Annotated in this window: 19 protein-coding genes and 2 tRNA genes; 16 read left to right on the plus strand and 5 right to left on the minus strand. The window is 64.9% G+C overall.

All coding sequences use genetic code 11. From position 1 onward, the window contains the following. Positions 1–179: 179 nt before the first annotated feature. The 4 genes from ACQR1X_RS16935 to ACQR1X_RS16950 all read left to right on the plus strand — a co-directional run bounded on the left by ACQR1X_RS16935 (position 180) and on the right by ACQR1X_RS16950 (position 2,584). Positions 180–521 carry a hypothetical protein gene (locus tag ACQR1X_RS16935; protein ID WP_315801034.1) on the plus strand — a complete coding sequence of 114 codons (342 nt, stop codon included), beginning with the start codon at positions 180–182 and terminating at the stop codon, positions 519–521. A 161-nt stretch (positions 522–682) separates the two neighbouring features. After that, positions 683–1,129 (plus strand): hypothetical protein, encoded by a 447-nt coding sequence (locus ACQR1X_RS16940; RefSeq protein ID WP_315801033.1) that lies wholly within the window; start codon positions 683–685, stop codon positions 1,127–1,129. Positions 1,130–1,412: 283 nt separating this feature from the next. After that, complete coding sequence (locus ACQR1X_RS16945) at positions 1,413–2,126, plus strand: outer membrane protein (RefSeq protein ID WP_434899245.1); 714 nt, start codon at positions 1,413–1,415, stop codon at positions 2,124–2,126. 218 nt (positions 2,127–2,344) lie between these two features. Beyond that, entirely contained in the window at positions 2,345–2,584 is a 240-nt protein-coding gene (locus ACQR1X_RS16950; protein ID WP_315737532.1) for a DUF6719 family protein, read from the plus strand. 227 nt (positions 2,585–2,811) lie between these two features. Here ACQR1X_RS16950 and ACQR1X_RS16955 read toward each other — a convergent pair whose 3' ends face one another. Beyond that, positions 2,812–3,057 carry a hypothetical protein gene (locus ACQR1X_RS16955; RefSeq protein ID WP_434899246.1) on the minus strand — a complete coding sequence of 82 codons (246 nt, stop codon included), beginning with the start codon at positions 3,055–3,057 and terminating at the stop codon, positions 2,812–2,814. Positions 3,058–3,237: 180 nt separating this feature from the next. On the opposite strand from ACQR1X_RS16955, the gene ACQR1X_RS16960 reads away from it, so the two are divergent. Next, positions 3,238–3,345, plus strand: a complete 108-nt coding sequence (locus ACQR1X_RS16960; protein WP_041750859.1) for a hypothetical protein — start codon at positions 3,238–3,240, stop codon at positions 3,343–3,345. Positions 3,346–3,412: 67 nt separating this feature from the next. Here the strand turns inward: ACQR1X_RS16960 and ACQR1X_RS16965 are convergent, their stop codons facing one another. Then, on the minus strand, positions 3,413–3,925 hold the full coding sequence (locus ACQR1X_RS16965) for a hypothetical protein (RefSeq protein WP_434899247.1): 513 nt from the start codon (positions 3,923–3,925) through the stop codon (positions 3,413–3,415). A gap of 319 nt (positions 3,926–4,244) precedes the next feature. Between ACQR1X_RS16965 and ACQR1X_RS16970 the strand changes: the two genes are divergently transcribed. The 3 genes from ACQR1X_RS16970 to ACQR1X_RS16980 all read left to right on the plus strand — a co-directional run bounded on the left by ACQR1X_RS16970 (position 4,245) and on the right by ACQR1X_RS16980 (position 6,397). Then, the gene (locus tag ACQR1X_RS16970) at positions 4,245–4,832 is read left to right on the plus strand and encodes a TetR/AcrR family transcriptional regulator (protein WP_316177033.1); all 588 of its coding nucleotides are present in this window, start codon (positions 4,245–4,247) and stop codon (positions 4,830–4,832) included. A 211-nt stretch (positions 4,833–5,043) separates the two neighbouring features. Continuing rightward, on the plus strand, positions 5,044–5,706 hold the full coding sequence (locus ACQR1X_RS16975) for a DUF3313 domain-containing protein (protein ID WP_434899248.1): 663 nt from the start codon (positions 5,044–5,046) through the stop codon (positions 5,704–5,706). Between the two features lie 94 nt (positions 5,707–5,800). Beyond that, complete coding sequence (locus ACQR1X_RS16980) at positions 5,801–6,397, plus strand: DUF2147 domain-containing protein (RefSeq protein ID WP_315801027.1); 597 nt, start codon at positions 5,801–5,803, stop codon at positions 6,395–6,397. Between the two features lie 53 nt (positions 6,398–6,450). On the opposite strand, the gene ACQR1X_RS16985 is transcribed toward ACQR1X_RS16980, so the two are convergent. Both ACQR1X_RS16985 and ACQR1X_RS16990 read right to left on the minus strand, forming a co-directional pair. After that, positions 6,451–6,525, minus strand: a tRNA-Thr gene (locus ACQR1X_RS16985). A 193-nt stretch (positions 6,526–6,718) separates the two neighbouring features. Then, on the minus strand, positions 6,719–7,183 hold the full coding sequence (locus ACQR1X_RS16990) for a hypothetical protein (protein ID WP_316177037.1): 465 nt from the start codon (positions 7,181–7,183) through the stop codon (positions 6,719–6,721). 370 nt (positions 7,184–7,553) lie between these two features. Here ACQR1X_RS16990 and ACQR1X_RS16995 point away from each other — a divergent pair, with 370 nt between their 5' ends. Both ACQR1X_RS16995 and ACQR1X_RS17000 read left to right on the plus strand, forming a co-directional pair. Then, positions 7,554–8,015 (plus strand): hypothetical protein, encoded by a 462-nt coding sequence (locus ACQR1X_RS16995; RefSeq protein WP_315801025.1) that lies wholly within the window; start codon positions 7,554–7,556, stop codon positions 8,013–8,015. Positions 8,016–8,082: 67 nt separating this feature from the next. After that, entirely contained in the window at positions 8,083–8,541 is a 459-nt protein-coding gene (locus ACQR1X_RS17000) for a hypothetical protein (protein WP_434899249.1), read from the plus strand. A gap of 56 nt (positions 8,542–8,597) precedes the next feature. Here ACQR1X_RS17000 and rlmB read toward each other — a convergent pair whose 3' ends face one another. Then, the gene (gene rlmB / locus ACQR1X_RS17005) at positions 8,598–9,428 is read right to left on the minus strand and encodes a 23S rRNA (guanosine(2251)-2'-O)-methyltransferase RlmB (RefSeq protein WP_434899250.1); all 831 of its coding nucleotides are present in this window, start codon (positions 9,426–9,428) and stop codon (positions 8,598–8,600) included. 217 nt (positions 9,429–9,645) lie between these two features. On the opposite strand from rlmB, the gene ACQR1X_RS17010 reads away from it, so the two are divergent. The 6 genes from ACQR1X_RS17010 to ACQR1X_RS17035 all read left to right on the plus strand — a co-directional run bounded on the left by ACQR1X_RS17010 (position 9,646) and on the right by ACQR1X_RS17035 (position 17,319). Then, positions 9,646–9,731: transfer RNA gene (locus ACQR1X_RS17010), tRNA-Tyr, on the plus strand. 574 nt (positions 9,732–10,305) lie between these two features. Further along, a complete protein-coding gene (locus tag ACQR1X_RS17015) occupies positions 10,306–11,835 on the plus strand; it encodes a TolC family outer membrane protein (RefSeq protein WP_315801022.1) in 1,530 nt (509 codons plus the stop codon). Positions 11,836–12,086: 251 nt separating this feature from the next. Beyond that, positions 12,087–14,270, plus strand: coding sequence for a type I secretion system permease/ATPase (locus tag ACQR1X_RS17020; protein ID WP_434899274.1), 2,184 nt, complete (start codon positions 12,087–12,089; stop codon positions 14,268–14,270). Between the two features lies 1 nt (position 14,271). After that, positions 14,272–15,606 carry an HlyD family type I secretion periplasmic adaptor subunit gene (locus ACQR1X_RS17025; RefSeq protein WP_434884258.1) on the plus strand — a complete coding sequence of 445 codons (1,335 nt, stop codon included), beginning with the start codon at positions 14,272–14,274 and terminating at the stop codon, positions 15,604–15,606. Between the two features lie 601 nt (positions 15,607–16,207). Beyond that, positions 16,208–16,888: a transglutaminase-like cysteine peptidase gene (locus tag ACQR1X_RS17030; RefSeq protein WP_434899251.1), complete on the plus strand. Its 681-nt coding sequence runs from the start codon at positions 16,208–16,210 to the stop codon at positions 16,886–16,888. Positions 16,889–17,001: 113 nt separating this feature from the next. Then, positions 17,002–17,319: a hypothetical protein gene (locus tag ACQR1X_RS17035; RefSeq protein ID WP_434899252.1), complete on the plus strand. Its 318-nt coding sequence runs from the start codon at positions 17,002–17,004 to the stop codon at positions 17,317–17,319. Positions 17,320–17,722: the final 403 nt, after the last annotated feature.

Below are 17,722 nucleotides of genomic sequence, written 5' to 3' on the forward strand. Positions count from 1 at the left end.
TATACGGACGACATGATGACAGACCAGTCACCTCGATGACTATCCCTTCATGTCCATGAACTGAAAACACCGCTTTACTTCAGGGTGGGTTCAGTGCCGGTTCCCTATCGTCGTCTCCATGATCACGAGCCTATCCGGACTGGATGGTGCCTCCAGATCTTCACATCACGGAGATGACCATGCTGAAGTCAATGTCTGTTGCGCTGCTCGCCGCGTCGATCCTGGCTGCGCCCGCGTTCGCCGCTGGTCCTGCAAAAACCGATACGTCCGCGAAGTCCAGCCAGACCACTGGCACCGCGAAGACCGATGTGAGCAAGACCGATGCGGCCAAGACCGACGCCACCAAGCCGGGCGCGATGCAGGCCGGCGACAAGGCCAACGAGATGAAGCCCACCGTCGGCAAGACGAAGACCAAGCCGCATGCCTCGCTTGTCCGCCACAAGCATCGCCACGTCGCGCATCTCAGCCATCACAACAAGGTGAGCCTCAAGCGCGTGACGCCGGCGACCCGCCGCGGCTGATCCGGCCACGGCCTGGCCAAGCCAGATCTGATCGTCGACCGCCGGAGCGCCAGAGTGCTCCGGCGGTCGCGGCTTGACGAAGGCGTGAGCCGGGACGGATTTCCCGGGTGTCGGCTTTGAGCTAGAACGACCGCGGGATTGGCTTGCAAGAGTTGGGCGCCGTGGGGATGGGGAGATCGAGCTGGTGGCCGGCGACCGTGCTGGCGCTGCTGTTGGCCGGCTGCGCGAGCGGCGGTCCGGCCGCGTTCATGAGCGAGGACAATCGCGGCATCGCCTATACCGGTGATCGTGGCGTCGGCAGCCAGCCGTTTCCGACCAACCACCGCAGCGAGATACTGTCCTATCTGAGGACCTACCTGAACAATCCGGTCGGGGTGCGCGACGGCGTCATGGCGGAGCCGGTGCAACGGACGGTCGGTGGCCGGCTGCGTTATGTGAGCTGTCTCCGCTATGCGGCGCGCGAGTCCGACGGCAGCTACCGTCCGGCGCAGGAGCGGGCGGCGGTGTTCGTCGACGGCCGGTTCGACCGCCTGGTCGAGGATGCCGGCGAGCTCTGCGCCGGGTCGACCTACACGCCATTCCCGGAGCTGGCCGGCCTCACGCGTTAGGCCGCGGCGTTTTCGACGGCCTGCCACGTCGTCGCAGCGCCTTGCCAAGCGGTTCGTCCGATCACAAATCAGGGACGGGCCGAACGCTTTATCGCCTTGCGGCGACCAAATGTCGGGCGAGGCGTCAGCTTCACGAAATATTCGGGAAGCCTATGGAACAAAAGGCCTTTGTTGCCCTCTGGTGACACCGCAGCAGCAATCACAGCTGCGTCACCGCCACCGGGCAACCCAAATGCGGCCATGATGTTCGATAGATGTCGCAAACGAAAAACGGGGACGTCCCATGAAGCGGTTTTTGATCAGTGCAGTGGCCTTGACCACCTTGGCTGCCCCGGCTTTCGCCGCCGACATGCCTCCGCGCACCTACACCAAGGCGCCGGTCTACACGCCCCCTCAGGCGATCTACAACTGGACCGGCTTCTATCTCGGTGGTCACCTCGGCGGTTCCTTCGCCGGCAACAACAGCCTGGAAGGCAACAACGGGCGCTTCCTCGGCGGCGTGCAGGGCGGATTCGACTACCAGTTTGCCCCGAACTGGGTGCTCGGCATCGAGGCCCAGTACAGCTGGATGGACCGCAACACGACCAATTTCGGCTTCCCGGGGGCGACGGTTGTCACCTCGACCGGCGCCAACCAGCTCGGCTCGGTCACCGGCCGTCTCGGCTACACCTGGGGACCGGCGTTGCTCTACGCCAAGGGCGGTTACGCCTGGCGGGACGGCAACAATCTCGGGGTGAGCGTCGCCGGCGTGCCGACGGGCTTCACCACGTCCGGCAATACCAAGGACGGCTACACCGTCGGCGCCGGCCTCGAATACATGTTCGCGCCGAACTGGTCGGCCAAGGCTGAATACCAGTACTACAATTTCGGCAATACGACCTTCACGGGCGGACCGGCTCCGGTCGTGGGCAGCCGCTTCAACAGCGACGAGCATACGGTCAAGGTCGGCGTGAACTACCGCTTCGGCTGGGGCGGGCCGGCCGCCAGCAAGTACTAAGCGAGGTCGCGAGCCCCTGGCCGACGGCTTCCGGGTCGAGCGTATCGCGCCTCAATTCCAACACGCCCGCGCCGTCTGGTGCGGGCGTGTTGCTGTCCGGCGGGTGGCCGGCGATGGTTTCGAGGACGCTCACGCGGTGCGAAAAAATTTTCAAACCTTCGTGAAACTTTCGCCATCAGTTGATATTATCAGTCCGCCGGTTTGATGGATCATCCCACATGCGTATCTTGGTGTCCGTGCTGTTGTTGTCGGCGGCTGTTTTGCCGTGCTCCGCCCAGACCGTCCTGAAGTCCGAACCGTTGATGCTGGCCCCCTACGAGGTGGCGCTGGTGCAAACCGCGTCCTGCCCGTCGGGCAAGGTGCTGAAGGTGACCGGCGCGATCCGCGGCGTCAGCCGCAAGCGCGCCTGTGTCGCCCTTCCGGCCGAAACGGTATCGCTGGCGACGGCGACGCCCTGAGAACGGGCTTCATGGCGACCTTCCAGCGGGCAGCTCCGGCTGCCCGCTGATCGCGGGTCTGTCTGTCGAAAAATCCTTGATCAAGGCAAGTCGTCCGCGGGAGCGGACGGGCATGAATGCGTGAATGTCTTCTGCCGGCGGCTTCGGTCTGGGCACGCCGAGGCTCGGGGATCAGCCGTACACAGAGCCAATGGTATCATCCAAGGCGCGCTTCCCGCCGCAGCCGCTCAGGATGCGAACGGGATGTTGAACTCCTGCTCGGCTTCGGCACGGTTCTGCCAGGGATCTTCCTCGGGCTCGGCGGCGCAGGGCCGGATCTCGTAATCATTGTCGAGCAGCAGATGCGCGGTCGATCGCGCATTGATCATCACGTCCACCACCAGCCCACTCTGCCGCGCCAGCCTCCAGACGTCTCCCTCGGTCGGATAGGCCTTGCTCAACTTGGCGTCGTTGCAAAACAGCGCGTAGGGCATTCCAAACAGCTCCGGAGAAGCGAAGGATGAACCGAGAATGAACGGCACGTGCAGCGAGACACTGGCGCGCCTGAGGCAGGAAAGGGGCCTTTTCGGGCGGCCGAGTCGTAAACGAGTCCTAAATTTTTGAAAAAAGAATCCGTGGGACTCCGGGGCTAGAATCGCCAGATGGTTAAGCCCATGGGAACCGATCTCCACATCTTCTGCGGGCGGATCCAGCTGACGCTCGCCTTTGGGCTGCTGCTCGCCTTCGTCGCCAATGTGGCGCTGCTGTGCGCCTGGCTGTGAGCCGGCGTGTCGATTGCGGATACGTTTGTGCACCCTCGGCCATTTTAGATCCTTGGCGCGGTCGCCTTTAGTCCTCAGGGAGGGCGCTCCGTCCGGCCGATGCTTTCAGGCGCGCGAGTGTCGCGCTGAAATATTCCTGACGCTCCCGATTGAAGCGCTCCTGATGGGCCCGGAAGCGTGCGACGCGGGCGCGAATCTCCGCCTGCATGTCGCGCTGGAGATCGAGCTGCGAGGCGATGCTGGTGAAGCGCTCCGCAGGGCCCGGGCTCGGGGCGGCGAACGAAGCCTCGGACGCAATGGCGTCGGGCGCTCTCGGCCTTGCAGGCTCCCCAACCGCATCGGGGATTTCGACCTGTACGTTGTCGCCGCGACTTGCCTCGGTTTCGACGGTGTTGGCCATCACGTGCTCGACAGCGGCATGCGTTGGCCGAACGGCCACGGCCTGCTGCGGTGTGATGGGGGTGCCGACCGGAACGGTCGGCAGCTCGAACTGGGCGAAGTCGGCGGGCTTGCCGGTGACCGACTGCACGAAGGCCATGGTCTGCGCGATCAGCGCATCACGCTCTTCCTTCCACGTCATGACACCTGTCCCCCGATGCCTCAATTGCAACAAAAGCGGCTGACGAAATCAAGTTGAAGACCAGTGACTTCTGGGGATAAGCAGGAGTTCTAGATGAGATGTGACAACAATATTGCCACAGTCTGAACCCGTTTCGTCCCCACCCGCCAAAGGCGATACCGGAAATCCAGTCGCGTACAAATGGTTCCTAAGCGGCGGGTTTTTCCGGAGCTCTTCTTGACAGAGGAGGGCGGCTCGCCCCTATGACCGAGCCGCCCCGGACTTCGGGGATCATCTGCTCGCAACCTTCGTGCACCGTCCGGGCACTTCGCAGTCTTCGATGGACAACCCTTCACGCTCCGAGCGGTCGCGCAAGGCCGCGCTCACCGCCGCCCTCACCATCATCGCCCGCGATGGTCCGGGGCGGCTGACGCTCGACGCCATCGCCCGCGAGAGCGGGCTGAGCAAGGGCGGCCTGATGCACCAGTTTCCCAACAAGGAAGCGGTGCTCAAGGCTCTGCTGGAACAGCAATTCCTGCATTTCGACGAATTCGCCAGCAGGTACAGGGCTGAAGCCGGCAAAGCGGCTGATCAGCCCGAGCTCGCGACGCAGATCGCGATCTCGCGGGAGCTGATCGCACAGCAATATTCGGTGGCGCAGGCCATGCTCGGGGCGCTCGCCCAGGAGCCGGGATTGCTGGCCGATGCCCGTGCCAAGGATGCCGAGAGAGTAGCCGAGATCCGCGGCGAGGCCGATGACGCCGATCTCGCAGTTCTGCGATGGGCGGCGGCACGTGGGCTTGCCTTGATGACGATGCTGCGCGTCTCGCCGCTGGAGCAGCCGGACCTGGACCGTCTGTTTGCCCGCCTGCTCGACGACCAGCAATGGACTGCATTCCGGCAGGCCGGGACGACCGGGGAGCGGTGACACCCTCGAGCTCGGCGCCATCTCCAGCCTTGGACGGTTCAATCTGAGCGAAGTCGGGCTGGCTTGCGTCCGATGGCGCTCGATGCCGCCGGAAGTCCGTGTCGACCGCGCATTCCTTCTCATTCGATTTGCTATTTACAAACCGTCTAGTCGGTTTATAGAGATGATCATGTGAGGCGCTGGCAACGGCGCCGCAGTCGTGGAGAAGGGGATGAGGAGTCGATTTCGGATGTCCGGCTTCGCTGCGATCGCCGCAGCGGGCCTCTGCGCGGGGTGCAACACGGTGACGCCGGTGGCCTATTCCGGAGTGGCGTCGGCGCGCTATCTGGCGCCCAACACATCCGATCCATCGGGCCGGGTGCCTTACCGCTACGCGGCCGCCGCCGACTGGCGCAGCTACGACAAGGTGACACTCGATCCGGTCGTGATCTATCGCGGCGCGGATCACCAGTTCGGCGACATGTCCGATCGGGACAAGGCTGCGCTTGCCGCCTACATGCAGCAGCGTTTCCTGGAAAGTCTCTCGACACGCTTCCAGATCGTCCATCAGCGTGGGCCGAATACCCTGCGCCTGCGGCTGACCCTGACCGGCGCCGTCGCCAACACGCCGGTGCTCGGCGTCGCCTCCCGCTTCGATCTCGCCGGAGCCGTCTACAACGGCGTGCAGAGTGCACGCGACGGAGAAGGACTACTGACCGGCTCGGTGTTCTATGCGGCGGAGATTTTCGATGCCGCGAGCGGGCGACTGCTCAGCGCCTTCGTCAGCAAGCAATATCCCTCGCCCTACGACATCAAAGCCAGCGTTGGTGCGCTCGCGGCCGCCGAGGCCGGAATCGACAAGGGCGCCGAGGCCCTGGTCGCACAGCTCCAGTGAGCGGGCCGTGCGAACGATCGCGCCGCGCGGGCAGATGGCACCGCATCGGACGAGCGCGTGGCTCGAGGCCATGGAGACAATGAGGTCCCTGGACATGACATTGAGATTCGTTCTGCGCGTCGGGTTGCGCATCGTCGTCAGTCTGCTGCTGTCGATGGCGGAGGGCCGTGGTCACGCCGCTCCCGTCGGCGATCCGGTCGGCACATGGTTGACCGAGGACGGCCGCGCCCGCGTCCGCATCGAGCGCTGTGGCGCGATGGCCGACCGCGTCTGCGGCTACATCGTCTGGATGAAGGAGGTGGCGGATGCCAAGGGGCAGCCGTTCCGCGACCGGCTGAATCCCGATCCGGCCAGGCGCGGCCGTCTGCTGCTCGGCCACCAGATGCTGCTCGGCCTGAAGCTGAACGCCGACGGCCGCCACAGCGGCGAGGTCTACAACGCCGAGGACGGCAAGACCTATGCTGTCTCGATCTGGCGCGATGGCCCGAAGATTCTGGCGGTCAAGGGCTGTCTGCTCGGGCTGTTCTGCGCGACGCAAGGTTGGGCGTTGGTCACTGATCAGGTGCCCGGCCAACTCATCGGAGCGACCGGCGAGGGCGGCGGGCCGTTGCCGGATCCAGAGTGGACTGCGCCCAGGCCGCCGTCGGCGAGCGGCATCGCCAAGCCAGCCGTCAGGACGAGGGCGAATTGACGCTTAAAGCCGGTGACAGCCATTGCCGCAGCAAATCCCAACTGCACGGAAGCTGGTGCCGGCTGAGGGGATTGAACCCCCGACCTTCGGTTTACAAAACCGCTGCTCTACCGCTGAGCTAAGCCGGCGAAGGCACATTGGTGGCGCAGATCTCGTCGTCAGTTTGCGACGAGGTCTCGCGAAGCGCGGTGTTCCTACCAGAGTTGATGCAGTCCGGCTACTCCCCGCGTGAGCGCCGCTTCTCCCATCAGCCCAGCAAAAAGGGCGGCCGTTGGGCCGCCCCTGTCGGAGCCGATCGTCGAAGCCGCTCCGGCTCGATCTTTACTGGCAGATGTGCATCAGCCCGTCGCTGCCCTTGAACATGGTGCCGGGGCGGCAGACCAGGCCGTTGCGGGTCGCGTAACTGTTCCAGTCGCCATAGTAGCCGTTCGGGCCGCGATCATAGCTCGGTTGGCCGTAAGAGGGGCCGGGACCGTAGGCATAGGCGTCGGCGGTGCGGAACGGCGCGGTGGCGATGGCGCCGGCGGTTCCGATGGCTGCGCCAGCAACACCCGCGGCGGCGCCGACGGCACCGGCGGCGACGTCAGCCGGCCAGAAGCCGGTGCCGCGGCGATTCCAGTCGTTGTTCCAGCCATTGTTGGTCCAGCCGGCGTCGGCGCGCTGCTGCTGCATCATCGCGCCGTCGTGGCGGGCCATGTGGTGGCGGTGGTGCATGTCGCGCGCCATGGCCGGGCCGGCCAGCGCGGTCGCGAGAACAGCAGCCCCGAGAATTGCAGATCTGATCATGGATGACTCCGTCGTTGCGCCCCAACTCCTAAGTTCCTCCGGCCGCCGCCGTTCCGCGGTCACGCCGTTTTTCACGACGGCCGGCGGCGCGCGTTGTCGACACTGATCGCGATCGTCGCGTGCGGGGCTAGCGGGCCAACCGGGCGGTTGAGGGAGCCGTCGGGCTGGTGACTCCACGATCGGGCTGCGCACGATGGTCGCGACCGCGCGGGCTGATGATCAGCCATTAACCCTCACGCGTGAACCCGACCGGAGCTTTAACCCGGAATGATGGCTCGCGCGTTAGTCTTACCGGCAGATTGATGTGCGCGTTTAACCCATCAGGGCGCGCGTTGCGGTATTTGTAGGACGGCAACCGGGGCGTGAATTCATGCGTATTGCAACGGCTTTTGTGATTGTGATCGGGACCTCTTCCGCCGCGCTCGCGAGCGAAGGCTTCGAGATCGTCATTCCCCAGCGACCCGGCGTGCCCGTCGTCATCGACGGCATCGATGCCTCCTATGCTGTCGTCGAAGGCCAGTCCAGTCTCGGCAAGGGTCAATACATGCAGCCCACGATCTATGGCGGCCGCACGGTCCCGCCCGAGCCATATGTCGGCCATTACTATCCGACCCTCGGAGCGAGGCCCGGCTATGGCCGGATGGAGATCGAGCCGCCGGCCGATCGCAAGCTGCCGAAGCCCGCCGAGAGCTATTCCCGCTCGTGGGGCGCTCAATCCCAGATGCAGCCGCCGGAGCCGGCGGTGCCGATGTATCCGCCTGCCGTCATCCTGGCTCCGCCCGATGGTGATCCACGCGGCTATCCCAATCGGCCGCCGGCCTACCGCCGCTAGCGAGCAACTCACCATCGACAGCCAAACACAAGCAAGACAAGCAAGAACAGATCAACAGGAGAGAGTTATGCGTGGAGTAATTTCAGGACTTGTCGCGATTGCCGGTCTCGCCGTCGCCGGCGGCGCACCGGCCGCGGCCTGCGGCGCCACCGCCTGCGGCCCGTGCGGCTATGCCACCCCCTGCGCGCCGCAGGTCACCTATCAGCCGACGCTCACCTATCAGCCGACCGTGACGTACCAGCCGACAGTGACGTATCGGCCGCAATATTTCTATCAGCCCGGCTACACCTATGGCCACGGCTGCGGCGCCTGCGGCGCGAGCTATGAGCGGCTGTCCGAGCCGACCCGGCAGTATTATTACGTCAACCAGGGGCCGACCTACAGTGGTCCAGGCGCCTTCGCGCCGTATCCGGCCTATGAGGAGCAGGCGCTGCCGGTCTACAGCTATCACCATCGCCGCCACGCCTATCGCTGGGGCGCCTCCCCTTACTATCACGGCCAGCGCGTGCTGCGCCGCTACTACTGATCAGCCGGACATTCGTTCAGGCCAACGCCCGTGCGCCTCGGCGCGCGGGCGTTTGATCATTTCGGCATCAATCCGATCCGGGTCGCGCCGATATAGAGCGCGAGCACGGCGGCATTGGAGACGTTGAGGCTCTTGATGGCGCCGGGCATGTCGAGCCGTGCCACGACGCTGCAGGTCTCGCGCGTCAATTGCCGCAGGCCTTTGCCCTCCGCGCCCAGCACCAACGCGAGCGGCTCGCGCAAGGCGACCGCCGCGATGTCCTGCTCGCCCGCGCTGTCCAGCCCCACCGTCTGGAAGCCGCGCTCGTTCAGGCGCGTCAGGGCGCGAGCGAGGTTCTGCACCGTGATGATCGGCACCAGTTCGAGCGCACCGGAGGCTGATTTGGCCAGCACGCCGGTGGCCTCCGGGCTGTGGCGGGCGGTGGTCACGATCGCCTTCACGTCGAATGCTGCCGCCGAGCGCAGGATGGCGCCGACATTGTGCGGGTCGGTGATCTGGTCGAGCACCAGGATCAGCCCCTCGGCCGCGAGCGTGTCGATGTCCGGCGAGGGCAGGGGATCTGCCTCCGCCAGCAAGCCCTGGTGCACGGCGTCCGGACCGAGCCGCTGGTCGATCTGGCTGGGGCGCACGATCTCCGGCGTCACCCTTGTTTCGATCCGCTCGTCGGCGAGCCGCCGCGCACCGTTCTCGGTCAGGTAAAGTTTGCGAATCCTCCGCTTCGGATTGGCCAGCGCCAGGGTCACGGTGTGCCAGCCATAGAGAATGACGGGGCCATCCGAGCCGTGGTCGCGTTCACGCCACGGCTGCGGCCGCTCGAATCCGCGCGGTTTGCCGGAGAATTTGCCGCCCGGACGGCGAAAAGGGGGCTTTCGGTCGCGTTCGCTCATGGCACGAGCTTCTGTCACGGCCTGCGGATTCTGGCAATTTGGCACCGCTCAGGCGGGAAAATTCGTCGTCCCTTGGTTGACTTCGAGGGGCGGGTTCGATCATAAGGGCCCCGGCCGCGCGCGCCCGCTCATCCGGGCCCCGCGGTCTTACCGTCTCCATGGCGCTGATGGTCCCCGACGCCGCTGTTCCGCGGCCGGCCCGAATTGCCATCGATACGGGGGAGTGTCCCGAGTGGCAAAGGGAGCTGACTGTAAATCAGCCGCCTCATGGCTTCGCAGGTTCGAGTCCTGCCTCCCCCACCATCTACTGCCTTTCAGCTCGACGAGATTTTTCGAGGGCAATGGACCCCCTTAGCCATTGTTTCGCTGCAGACCGTGCGTCGAAATATATGCCTCGCATCTCGGGCCCGGCGGTCGGTCGCGATATTCATTGGATCCTTCGTTGTTCCTTGATGCCGGGGCGGCGATTGCTCACGGCCGTCGTGGCGGGCCGGCGTGGCAATGGCGTGCGACTGGTCGCCTGTTGCCGTTCCGCTGTGTCGCTTGAGGGCCCATCTCACTTAATGCCGCGGAAGCGGTCCATATTGAAGACAAACACGAAAAACTCGACATTCTCCGAGGCGAGATTTTTCTTTGTGAAATAAATAGCTGACTTTAAATCACCGCCTCGGCTTTACTTCATTCCCACTGCTTTGATTTTGCTTCAGATTCTGAAATCTCCGCTCCGGAGAATATGGCGGAGCGTAGCTATTCTGCCACAACCGGTCGATTTTTCGCCGCAACTGTGGCGAGTCACATTGCGAGCCGATCTCGGGTTTGTTATCGGTTCCCTATGTTGAAGATCGTATATACACCCATTTTCATATGTGTTGTGGGAATGAGCTTCAGCCCGGCATTGGGCGCTGAGCCGTTCACCATCCAGGATGCCATCAACCAGGCGGTGAAGACCAATCCCGGTGTCGGGGAGGCCGCCGCCAACCGGCGGGCCACCGAAGCCGAGCTTCGCCAGTCCCAGGGTACGCTGCTGCCGCAGGTCCGGCTCGACGCGAGCGCCGGGCCGGAGATGCTCAAGCAATATGTCTCGCCGGCTCCGAGCAATAATGGCCGCTACCTGCGCGGCCGCGAGGCCGGCGTGGTGGTCCGTCAATTGCTGTTCGATGGCTTTTCCTCGATCAATGAAGTGTGGCGCCAGGCGGCGCGGGTCGATGCCGCCGCGTATCGCGTGCTGGAGCGAACAGAGCTGATTGGTCTCGATGCCGCCGAAGCCTATGTCGACGTGGTGCGCTACTCCAGGCTGGTCGCGCTGGCTGATAAGAACCTCAAGGTTCATCTCGAGCTGCGCAAGAACGTGCTGGCCCGTTTCCAGGGCGGCCGGGCCGGCGAGGGCGACACGCAGCAGGCCGAGGAGCGGGTCGCGGCAGCGCAGGCCGTGCTCGAAGAGTTCCGGCTCAGCCTGGAAGTGGCGCGGGCGAAGTACCGCAAGGTCGTCGGCGTGGAGCCTTATAACCTGCGCTTCCCGGGCCGGCTGTCCGACATGCCGCGGGACAAGGCGGAATCGCTCGACATCGCCTACAAGTTCAATCCGACCCTGCGCGCTGCCGCGGCGGATGTGACGGCTGCCAAGCGCGGCTTCGATGCCACGACCGGCACCTTCCTGCCGACGCTTTCGTTGGAAGGCCGCGCGACGACAGGCAAGGAATCGATCACCTACAACAATCGTTACGACGAGGTCAGCGGCAAGGTCGTTGCGTCCTGGGATATCTTCAACGGCGGTCAGAACAGCTGGCGCCGCGAGGAGGCCGCGCAGCGGATGATCCAGGAGCAGCAGAAGCATGCTCGGCTGCAGCGCGATGCGCTGGAGTCGATCGACAAGGCCTGGGCGGCCCGGATCATCACCGCTGATCGCGTCTCAGCTCTTGTCCGCGATGTCGAAGCGGCCCGCCGCACCTTCGTCGCCTACAACAAGGAGTATGAGCTCGGCCAGCGCACGTTGATCGATCTCCTGAACTCCCAGAACCAGTATTTCAACGCCAACGTGTCGCTGGTGTCGGCGCGCGGTGTGGTGGTGTTTGCGGACTACCAGCTGCTTGCCGCGATGGGCCAGATGCTGAACTACCTGAAGACCGGTCACCCCCCGGAGACCGAGCCGGTGGACACGCCGAGCGGCTTCATCGGCTACAGCCTGGCGCCCATTCGACTGCGCGCGCCGGCGCCGGGACCGCAGCCGCTGAGCTCTGCCGGCCCGGTGCCGCTGTTCGGACTGAATGATGGGACGCCGAAGCATCCCGCGCCGATTACCTTTGGCGATCGGTGGGCCTCGAGCGATCCCGAGGATGCGACGTTGTTTGTTACCTCCGGAAAGTACGGCGGATTTGCCCAGAGCCCCAACGGGCCCGCGTCGAAATAGCTGCAACTAACAAGAGCCGGCGCATCTCGCGCCGGCTTTTCACCATATGCATTTACTTTGCGCTGAGATTGTCGCGAAACACCCGTAAAAGTCTCGAAAAAGTCGGGTGCAGGCCAAAGAACTGGGCTAGAGCAAATTATTAGCAAGAAGCGATGGGTGCAGGCCCGCCTGGGTCGTTCGGCCAAATGGATTCCGAGGCGTTGTTGAATATTCGTCCGACAAGGTTCGAGCTCGAAGAGACGGCGCATGTGATGCCGCAGATGAGCACAGCCGTACCGGCAGCTGATCCTCTCAGCGACAGTCTGCTTTACCTCGCAGCTCATCACGGCCGCGCCTTGAGCCGCAGCGCGCTGCTGTCCGGACTGCCGCTCGAAAGCGGCGTGCTCAGCATCGCGCTGTACGAGCGCGCCGCGCAGCGGGCCGGGCTCGAGGCGCAACTGGTCGAACGGCCGCTGAGCGAAATCCCCGCGCTGGTGCTGCCCTGCGTGCTGATGTTTCACGACGGCACCACGCGCATCCTGCTGACGATCGACGAGGCCGCCGGCCGTCTCACCATCGTCGATCCCTCGCGCCGTGAACAGCCGGCGATCGAGCGCTTCGATGCGGTCGCGGCGCGATATGTCGGCTTCGCCTATCTGGTGCGGCCCGCCGCAGTCGTCGATCCGCGCGTGGCGGCGGCCGGCGAGGTGTCGAAGACGCACTGGTTCTGGTCGGTGGTCAGCCGCTTCGGCGCCAACTACGGCCATGTCGCGATCGCCGCATTCATCGTCAACATCCTGGCGCTGGCGGCGCCGCTGTTCACGATGAGCGTGTACGACCGGGTGATTCCGAATGGCGCGATCCCCTCGCTGGTCGCGCTCGGCGTCGGCCTCATGCTGGCCATCGGATTCGACTTCCTGCTCAAGGTGGTGCGCAGCCGCATCATCGACATGACCGGAAAGAAGATCGACGTGGTGCTCGCCGCCAACATCTTCGAGCACGTGATGTCGCTGAAGATGGACAAGCGGCCGCCATCGGTCGGCATCCTCGCCAACCAGCTCCGCGACTTCGATTCGGTGCGCGAGTTCTTCACGTCCGGTACCGTGGTCTCGGCGACCGACATGCTGTTCGCGGTCGTTTTCATCATCGTGCTGTTCATCATCGCGGGTCCCATCGCCTGGATTCCGCTGCTGATGCTGCCGGTGATGATTGCCGTCGGGCTGCTGATCCAGCGGCCGCTCGAACGCGCGATGCGGCAGATGCAGGCGCAATCCGCCGCGCGTCACGGCATCCTGGTGGAATCGCTGAACGGGATGGAGACAGTCCGCGCGGTCGCCGGCGAGAGCCGGGTGCAGACGGTGTGGGAGCGCTCGGTGGCGGCGCAGGCGCGCTCCAGCGAGGATGTCCAGTTCTGGGCGTCGATGGCGATGACCGCGGCGAGCGTCGCGAGCCAGTTCTGCAGCCTGCTGCTGGTCGTCGTCGGCGTGTTCCTGATCCTCGACGGCAAGCTCTCGGTCGGCGCGCTGGTGGCGGCCAACATGCTGTCGGGGCGCGTGCTCGGTCCGATCGCAGGCATCGCCGGCCTGATGACGCGCTTCACACAGACGACGTCGGCGCTGCGCTCGATCGACCGGCTGATGTCGCTGGACCGTGAGCGTCCGCCGGAAAAGATCTACGTCGCGCGCGAGATCAACCAGGGCCGCATCCAGTTCAAGAATGTCAGCTTCTCCTATCCGGGAAGCCAGACCAAGGCGCTCGACAACGTCTCCTTCGACATCAAGCCGGGCGAGAAGATCGGCATCATCGGCCGCGTCGGCTCCGGCAAGACCACGGTCGGCCGTCTCGCGACCGCGTTCTATCCGCCGACCGAAGGCAGCATCCTGATCGACGGCATCGACATCCAGCAATACGATCCGGCCGATCTGCGCGCCGGCATCGGCTTCGTGCTGCAGGACACCGACCTGTTCTACGGCAAGCTGCGCGACAACATCACGCTCGGCCGCCCAGCAGCGACCGATGAGGAGGTGCTGGAGGCGGCGCGGCTCGCCGGCGTCGAGACCTTCATCGCGGGCCATCCGCAGGGCTATGAGATGATGATCGCCGAAGGCGGCCGCAGCCTGTCGGGCGGGCAGAAGCAGGCGATCGGGCTGGCGCGCGTGCTGATCCGTAAGCCGCGCGTGCTGTTCCTCGACGAGCCGACCGCGCATTTCGACGTCCGCAGCGAGGGCGAATTCCTCGAGCGCCTGAAGTTGCTGGCCAAGGGCGAGATGTCCATCATCGTCTCGACCCACCGGCCGTCGTTGTTGTCCCTCGTCGACCGCATCCTGGTGTTCGACTCCGGCAAGATCGTCGCCGACGGGCCGACCGCGCAGATCCTCACCATGCTGCGTCCGCAGCCGCCCGCGGCGGCGCCGGCCGCGAGCCACACCGCGAAGCCGGTCCAGGGGACGAGGTGACATGGCGCACAGCGATTTCGCGTTCTCCAACGACATCCGCGCTGCCGTCGAGTTGCGCACGCCGAAGACGGCGCGGATGCTGCTGCTCGCCTCGCTCGGCCTGTTCTTCACCTTCCTGATCTGGGCGCATTTCGCCGTGCTCGACGAGGTCAAGCGCGGCAACGGCAAGGTCGTGCCGTCGCGCCAGACCCAGGTGGTGCAGTCGCTGGAAGGCGGCATCATCGCCGATCTCCTGGTGCAGGAAGGCGCGATCGTCGACAAGGATCAGCCGCTGGCGCGGATCGAGGACACCAATTTTGCTTCGCAGTTCGGCGAGATCCGCGAGCGCCGCGGCGCGATGGCCGCCCGGGTGATCCGGCTCGCGGCGGAGACCGAGGGCCGCAGCCCGGTCGAGTTTCCCGATGACCTCGTCGCCGACGCCCCGCGCGCGGTCCAGAGCGAGCGCGCCGTGTTCGATGCGCATGCGCGCAAGCTCGCGCAGGATGTCGACGTGGTGCAGCAGCAGGAGCAGCAGAAGAGCAAGGAGATCGACGAGCTCAGGGCGACCGAGAAGCGCTTCTCGGAGACGCTGGCGCTGCTCAATCGCGAGCTGGGTCTGACCCGCAAGCTCTATGACCAGAAGGTGGTGCCCGAGATCGAGATGCTACGTGCCGACCGCCAGGCCACCGACATGCGCGGGCAACTCGCGGTGGTGCAGGCGAGCATCGTGAAGACCGAGGCCGCGGTGCAGGAGGCGCGCTCGCGCCGGCTCAACATCGTCACCGCCTTTCGCGCCCAGGCCGAAGACGATCTCGCGAAATCCCGCGGCGATCTCGCCGTGCTCGACGAGAACATCAAGTCGGCGCAGGACCGGGTACGGCGCACCGAATTGCGCTCGCCGGTGCGCGGCATCGTCAACAAGCTCAACGTCACCACCATCGGCGCCGTGGTCGCGCCGGGCGCAAGCCTGATGGAGATCACGCCGCTCGACGACACGCTGCTGGTCGAGGGCCGCATCCGCCCGCAGGACATCGCCTTCATCCGCCCCAACCACGAGGCCGTGGTCAAGCTCAGCGCCTATGATTCATCCGTGTACGGCTCGTTGCACGGGCGCGTCGAGCGTATCAGCGCCGACACGATCACCGACGAGAAGGGCGACAAGACCGAGCGCGGCGAGACCTTCTATCGCGTGATGGTGCGCACCGAGAAGAACCATCTCGGCACCGCCCAGCAGCCGCTTCCGATCCTCCCGGGCATGGTCGCGACCGTCGAGATCCTGACGGGCAAGAAATCGGTGCTGGACTATCTGGTCAAGCCCGCCCGCATGCTGCGCGACGAGGCGCTGCGCGAGCGCTGAGCAAGGAGCAGGGTGCCCGCGCTGGGTACGGGCTCCGCGAAGGCATGCGTGCCACCGGCGCCGCTGCGCTCATCCGGGCCCGCCCCGAGCGGCGGGCAGCGTTACCAGAATCTGAATCGTTCAAATGCGACACGGTTCGGTTGGCCTTGATTAGTCGCGTTCGCAGCTTGGCGGCGAACATCATTGCGGTTTAACCGGCCCGAAGCAGCGCCGGCCCTATCCCTGATCCGATAACGACCGGGACAGGGATCGACGCGATGACGTCGGCCGATGCCCCGGAGCATACGGGGCGTCACTGATGTTGCGGATCGATCGGCCGCGGGTTCTCCCGCGTGCGCTGGGGCTTGTGCTTGCCTTGTCGGTGGGGGCCGGTTGCGCCGGCGCCGCATTTGCCGAGACTTCAAACCGCAGGTCTGCGCAGGGCACTGCGGATAGCGCGCTGCCGGTGCCGCCGCCCGTCCGTTTCTTCACAATCAATGCCGTGCTCGCCAAGCATGACGGCCTGCGTCGCTCCGCCTCTGGACCCGTGGAAGTTGCATCGACCGATGCATCCGGGCGCGCCGGAGTCGTCAGCGACGCCCCGCAGGCACCAGCGGTCGCGATGCCAAGCGACGAGCCGTTCGGCCTGATGACGTTCCGTGCCCCCGAGGGCGTGCTGTGGGTGAAATGGCGCGGCATCCAGGGCGCGATGGCAAGCGAGCGGATCTCAGTCGAACGTTGCAACGGCGACGACGCACGCTGCTCGGCGTCGGAGCGGATCTTCGTCGCGCTGACGCGGTCGGCGGCTGCGGCTGGCGACGGCCGCGCGCGCGCGGAAATGATCAATCGCGGCGTCAACCAGGCGGTGCGCTACGTCAGCGACGACCAGCAACACGGCGTGCCGGACGTCTGGAGTTCGCCATTGCAGACCTTGCGCAGCGGCCTCGGCGACTGCGAGGATTACGCGATCGCCAAATACGCGCTGCTGCTGGCGGCGGGAACGCCCGAATCGGATCTCAAGCTGCTGCTGGTCCGCGACCTCGCCGTGCGGCAGGATCACGCCGTCGTCGCCGTGCGGCTCGACGGCAAATGGTCCATGCTCGACAACCGGCGGGCCGCGCTGATGGAAGGCCGCGATCTGCAGTCGTTCATGCCGCTGTTCGCCATCGATCACCGCGGCGTCAGCCTGTTCGCGGCGCCCTATGCCGAGCGTCCGCACCACGAGAGCGAGAGCGACGTCACGCCGGCGGCGGAAGCTGATATCGGCGGCGGCCGGGATCCGGGACGGCCGCTGCTGCTCTGAATGTCGCAGGCGGACGACTTGTAGCCGAAGTCGTTTGCGGTCTTAATGCGCGCAGGGAAGCTGGCGCGCAGGGGGCCGCATTGAATATCAAGCAAGTCATGGTTTGCGGGGCATTGGCCCTGTCGGCGATCGGTGGATTCATCGGCCACGCACAGGCTCACGCGGTGATGCTGCCGGGCGCTGCGTTTTCGATCGCCTGCGAGAATGGCGGCAGCTACATGCTGCGCTCACGCCCCGTGCTTGCGCCGGGCGAGATCGTCACCGCACAGCTCTACCTCCATCCCCACCGCGCGATTCCGGTTCGTCTCGTCCCGATGGGCGACGGCTATCGCTATGCGGGCCGCGGGGTGTGGCTCGATGGCATCGGTGACCAGGCTTTGTTGTATTTCCGCAAATACGAACCGGTGGCCTGCGTCGTCAGTCGCATCTGAGGCAATCTGCCGCGACTTCAATCCTCTTCAAGAATAATTCCTGCCTTTCGCAAATAATTCGCGAGAGGCCGGTTCCATTTCGGCCGTTTGATGGCGGCAAGCTCTTATTCCCAACAGCGTGCGTGTTGTTCCCCGAGTATTGCGCGATTGAATAACTGCGAATTGGCAGTAATTCTGCAGGCCTCGCCTACATTTATTCTTGTCGTTCAGGCAGCTCCGCCCCTTAGGCGGAAGCATAGGCACAGCCTTGTTTACCTTCGCAAATGCCGCTGCACTTGACTGCATTTACCCAAAGTCCCTAAAGTCTGATTAACAAGAACCGGTAATATTGACCCGTATTCTCGTTTAATAATAGTTTAACGATAGAAATGGGGCGCCACCAAAGCGCCCCATATTTGGAGGT

Origin of the sequence: Bradyrhizobium sp. HKCCYLRH3073 (genome assembly GCF_051167995.1) — a bacterium.
GTDB lineage: Bacteria > Pseudomonadota > Alphaproteobacteria > Rhizobiales > Xanthobacteraceae > Bradyrhizobium.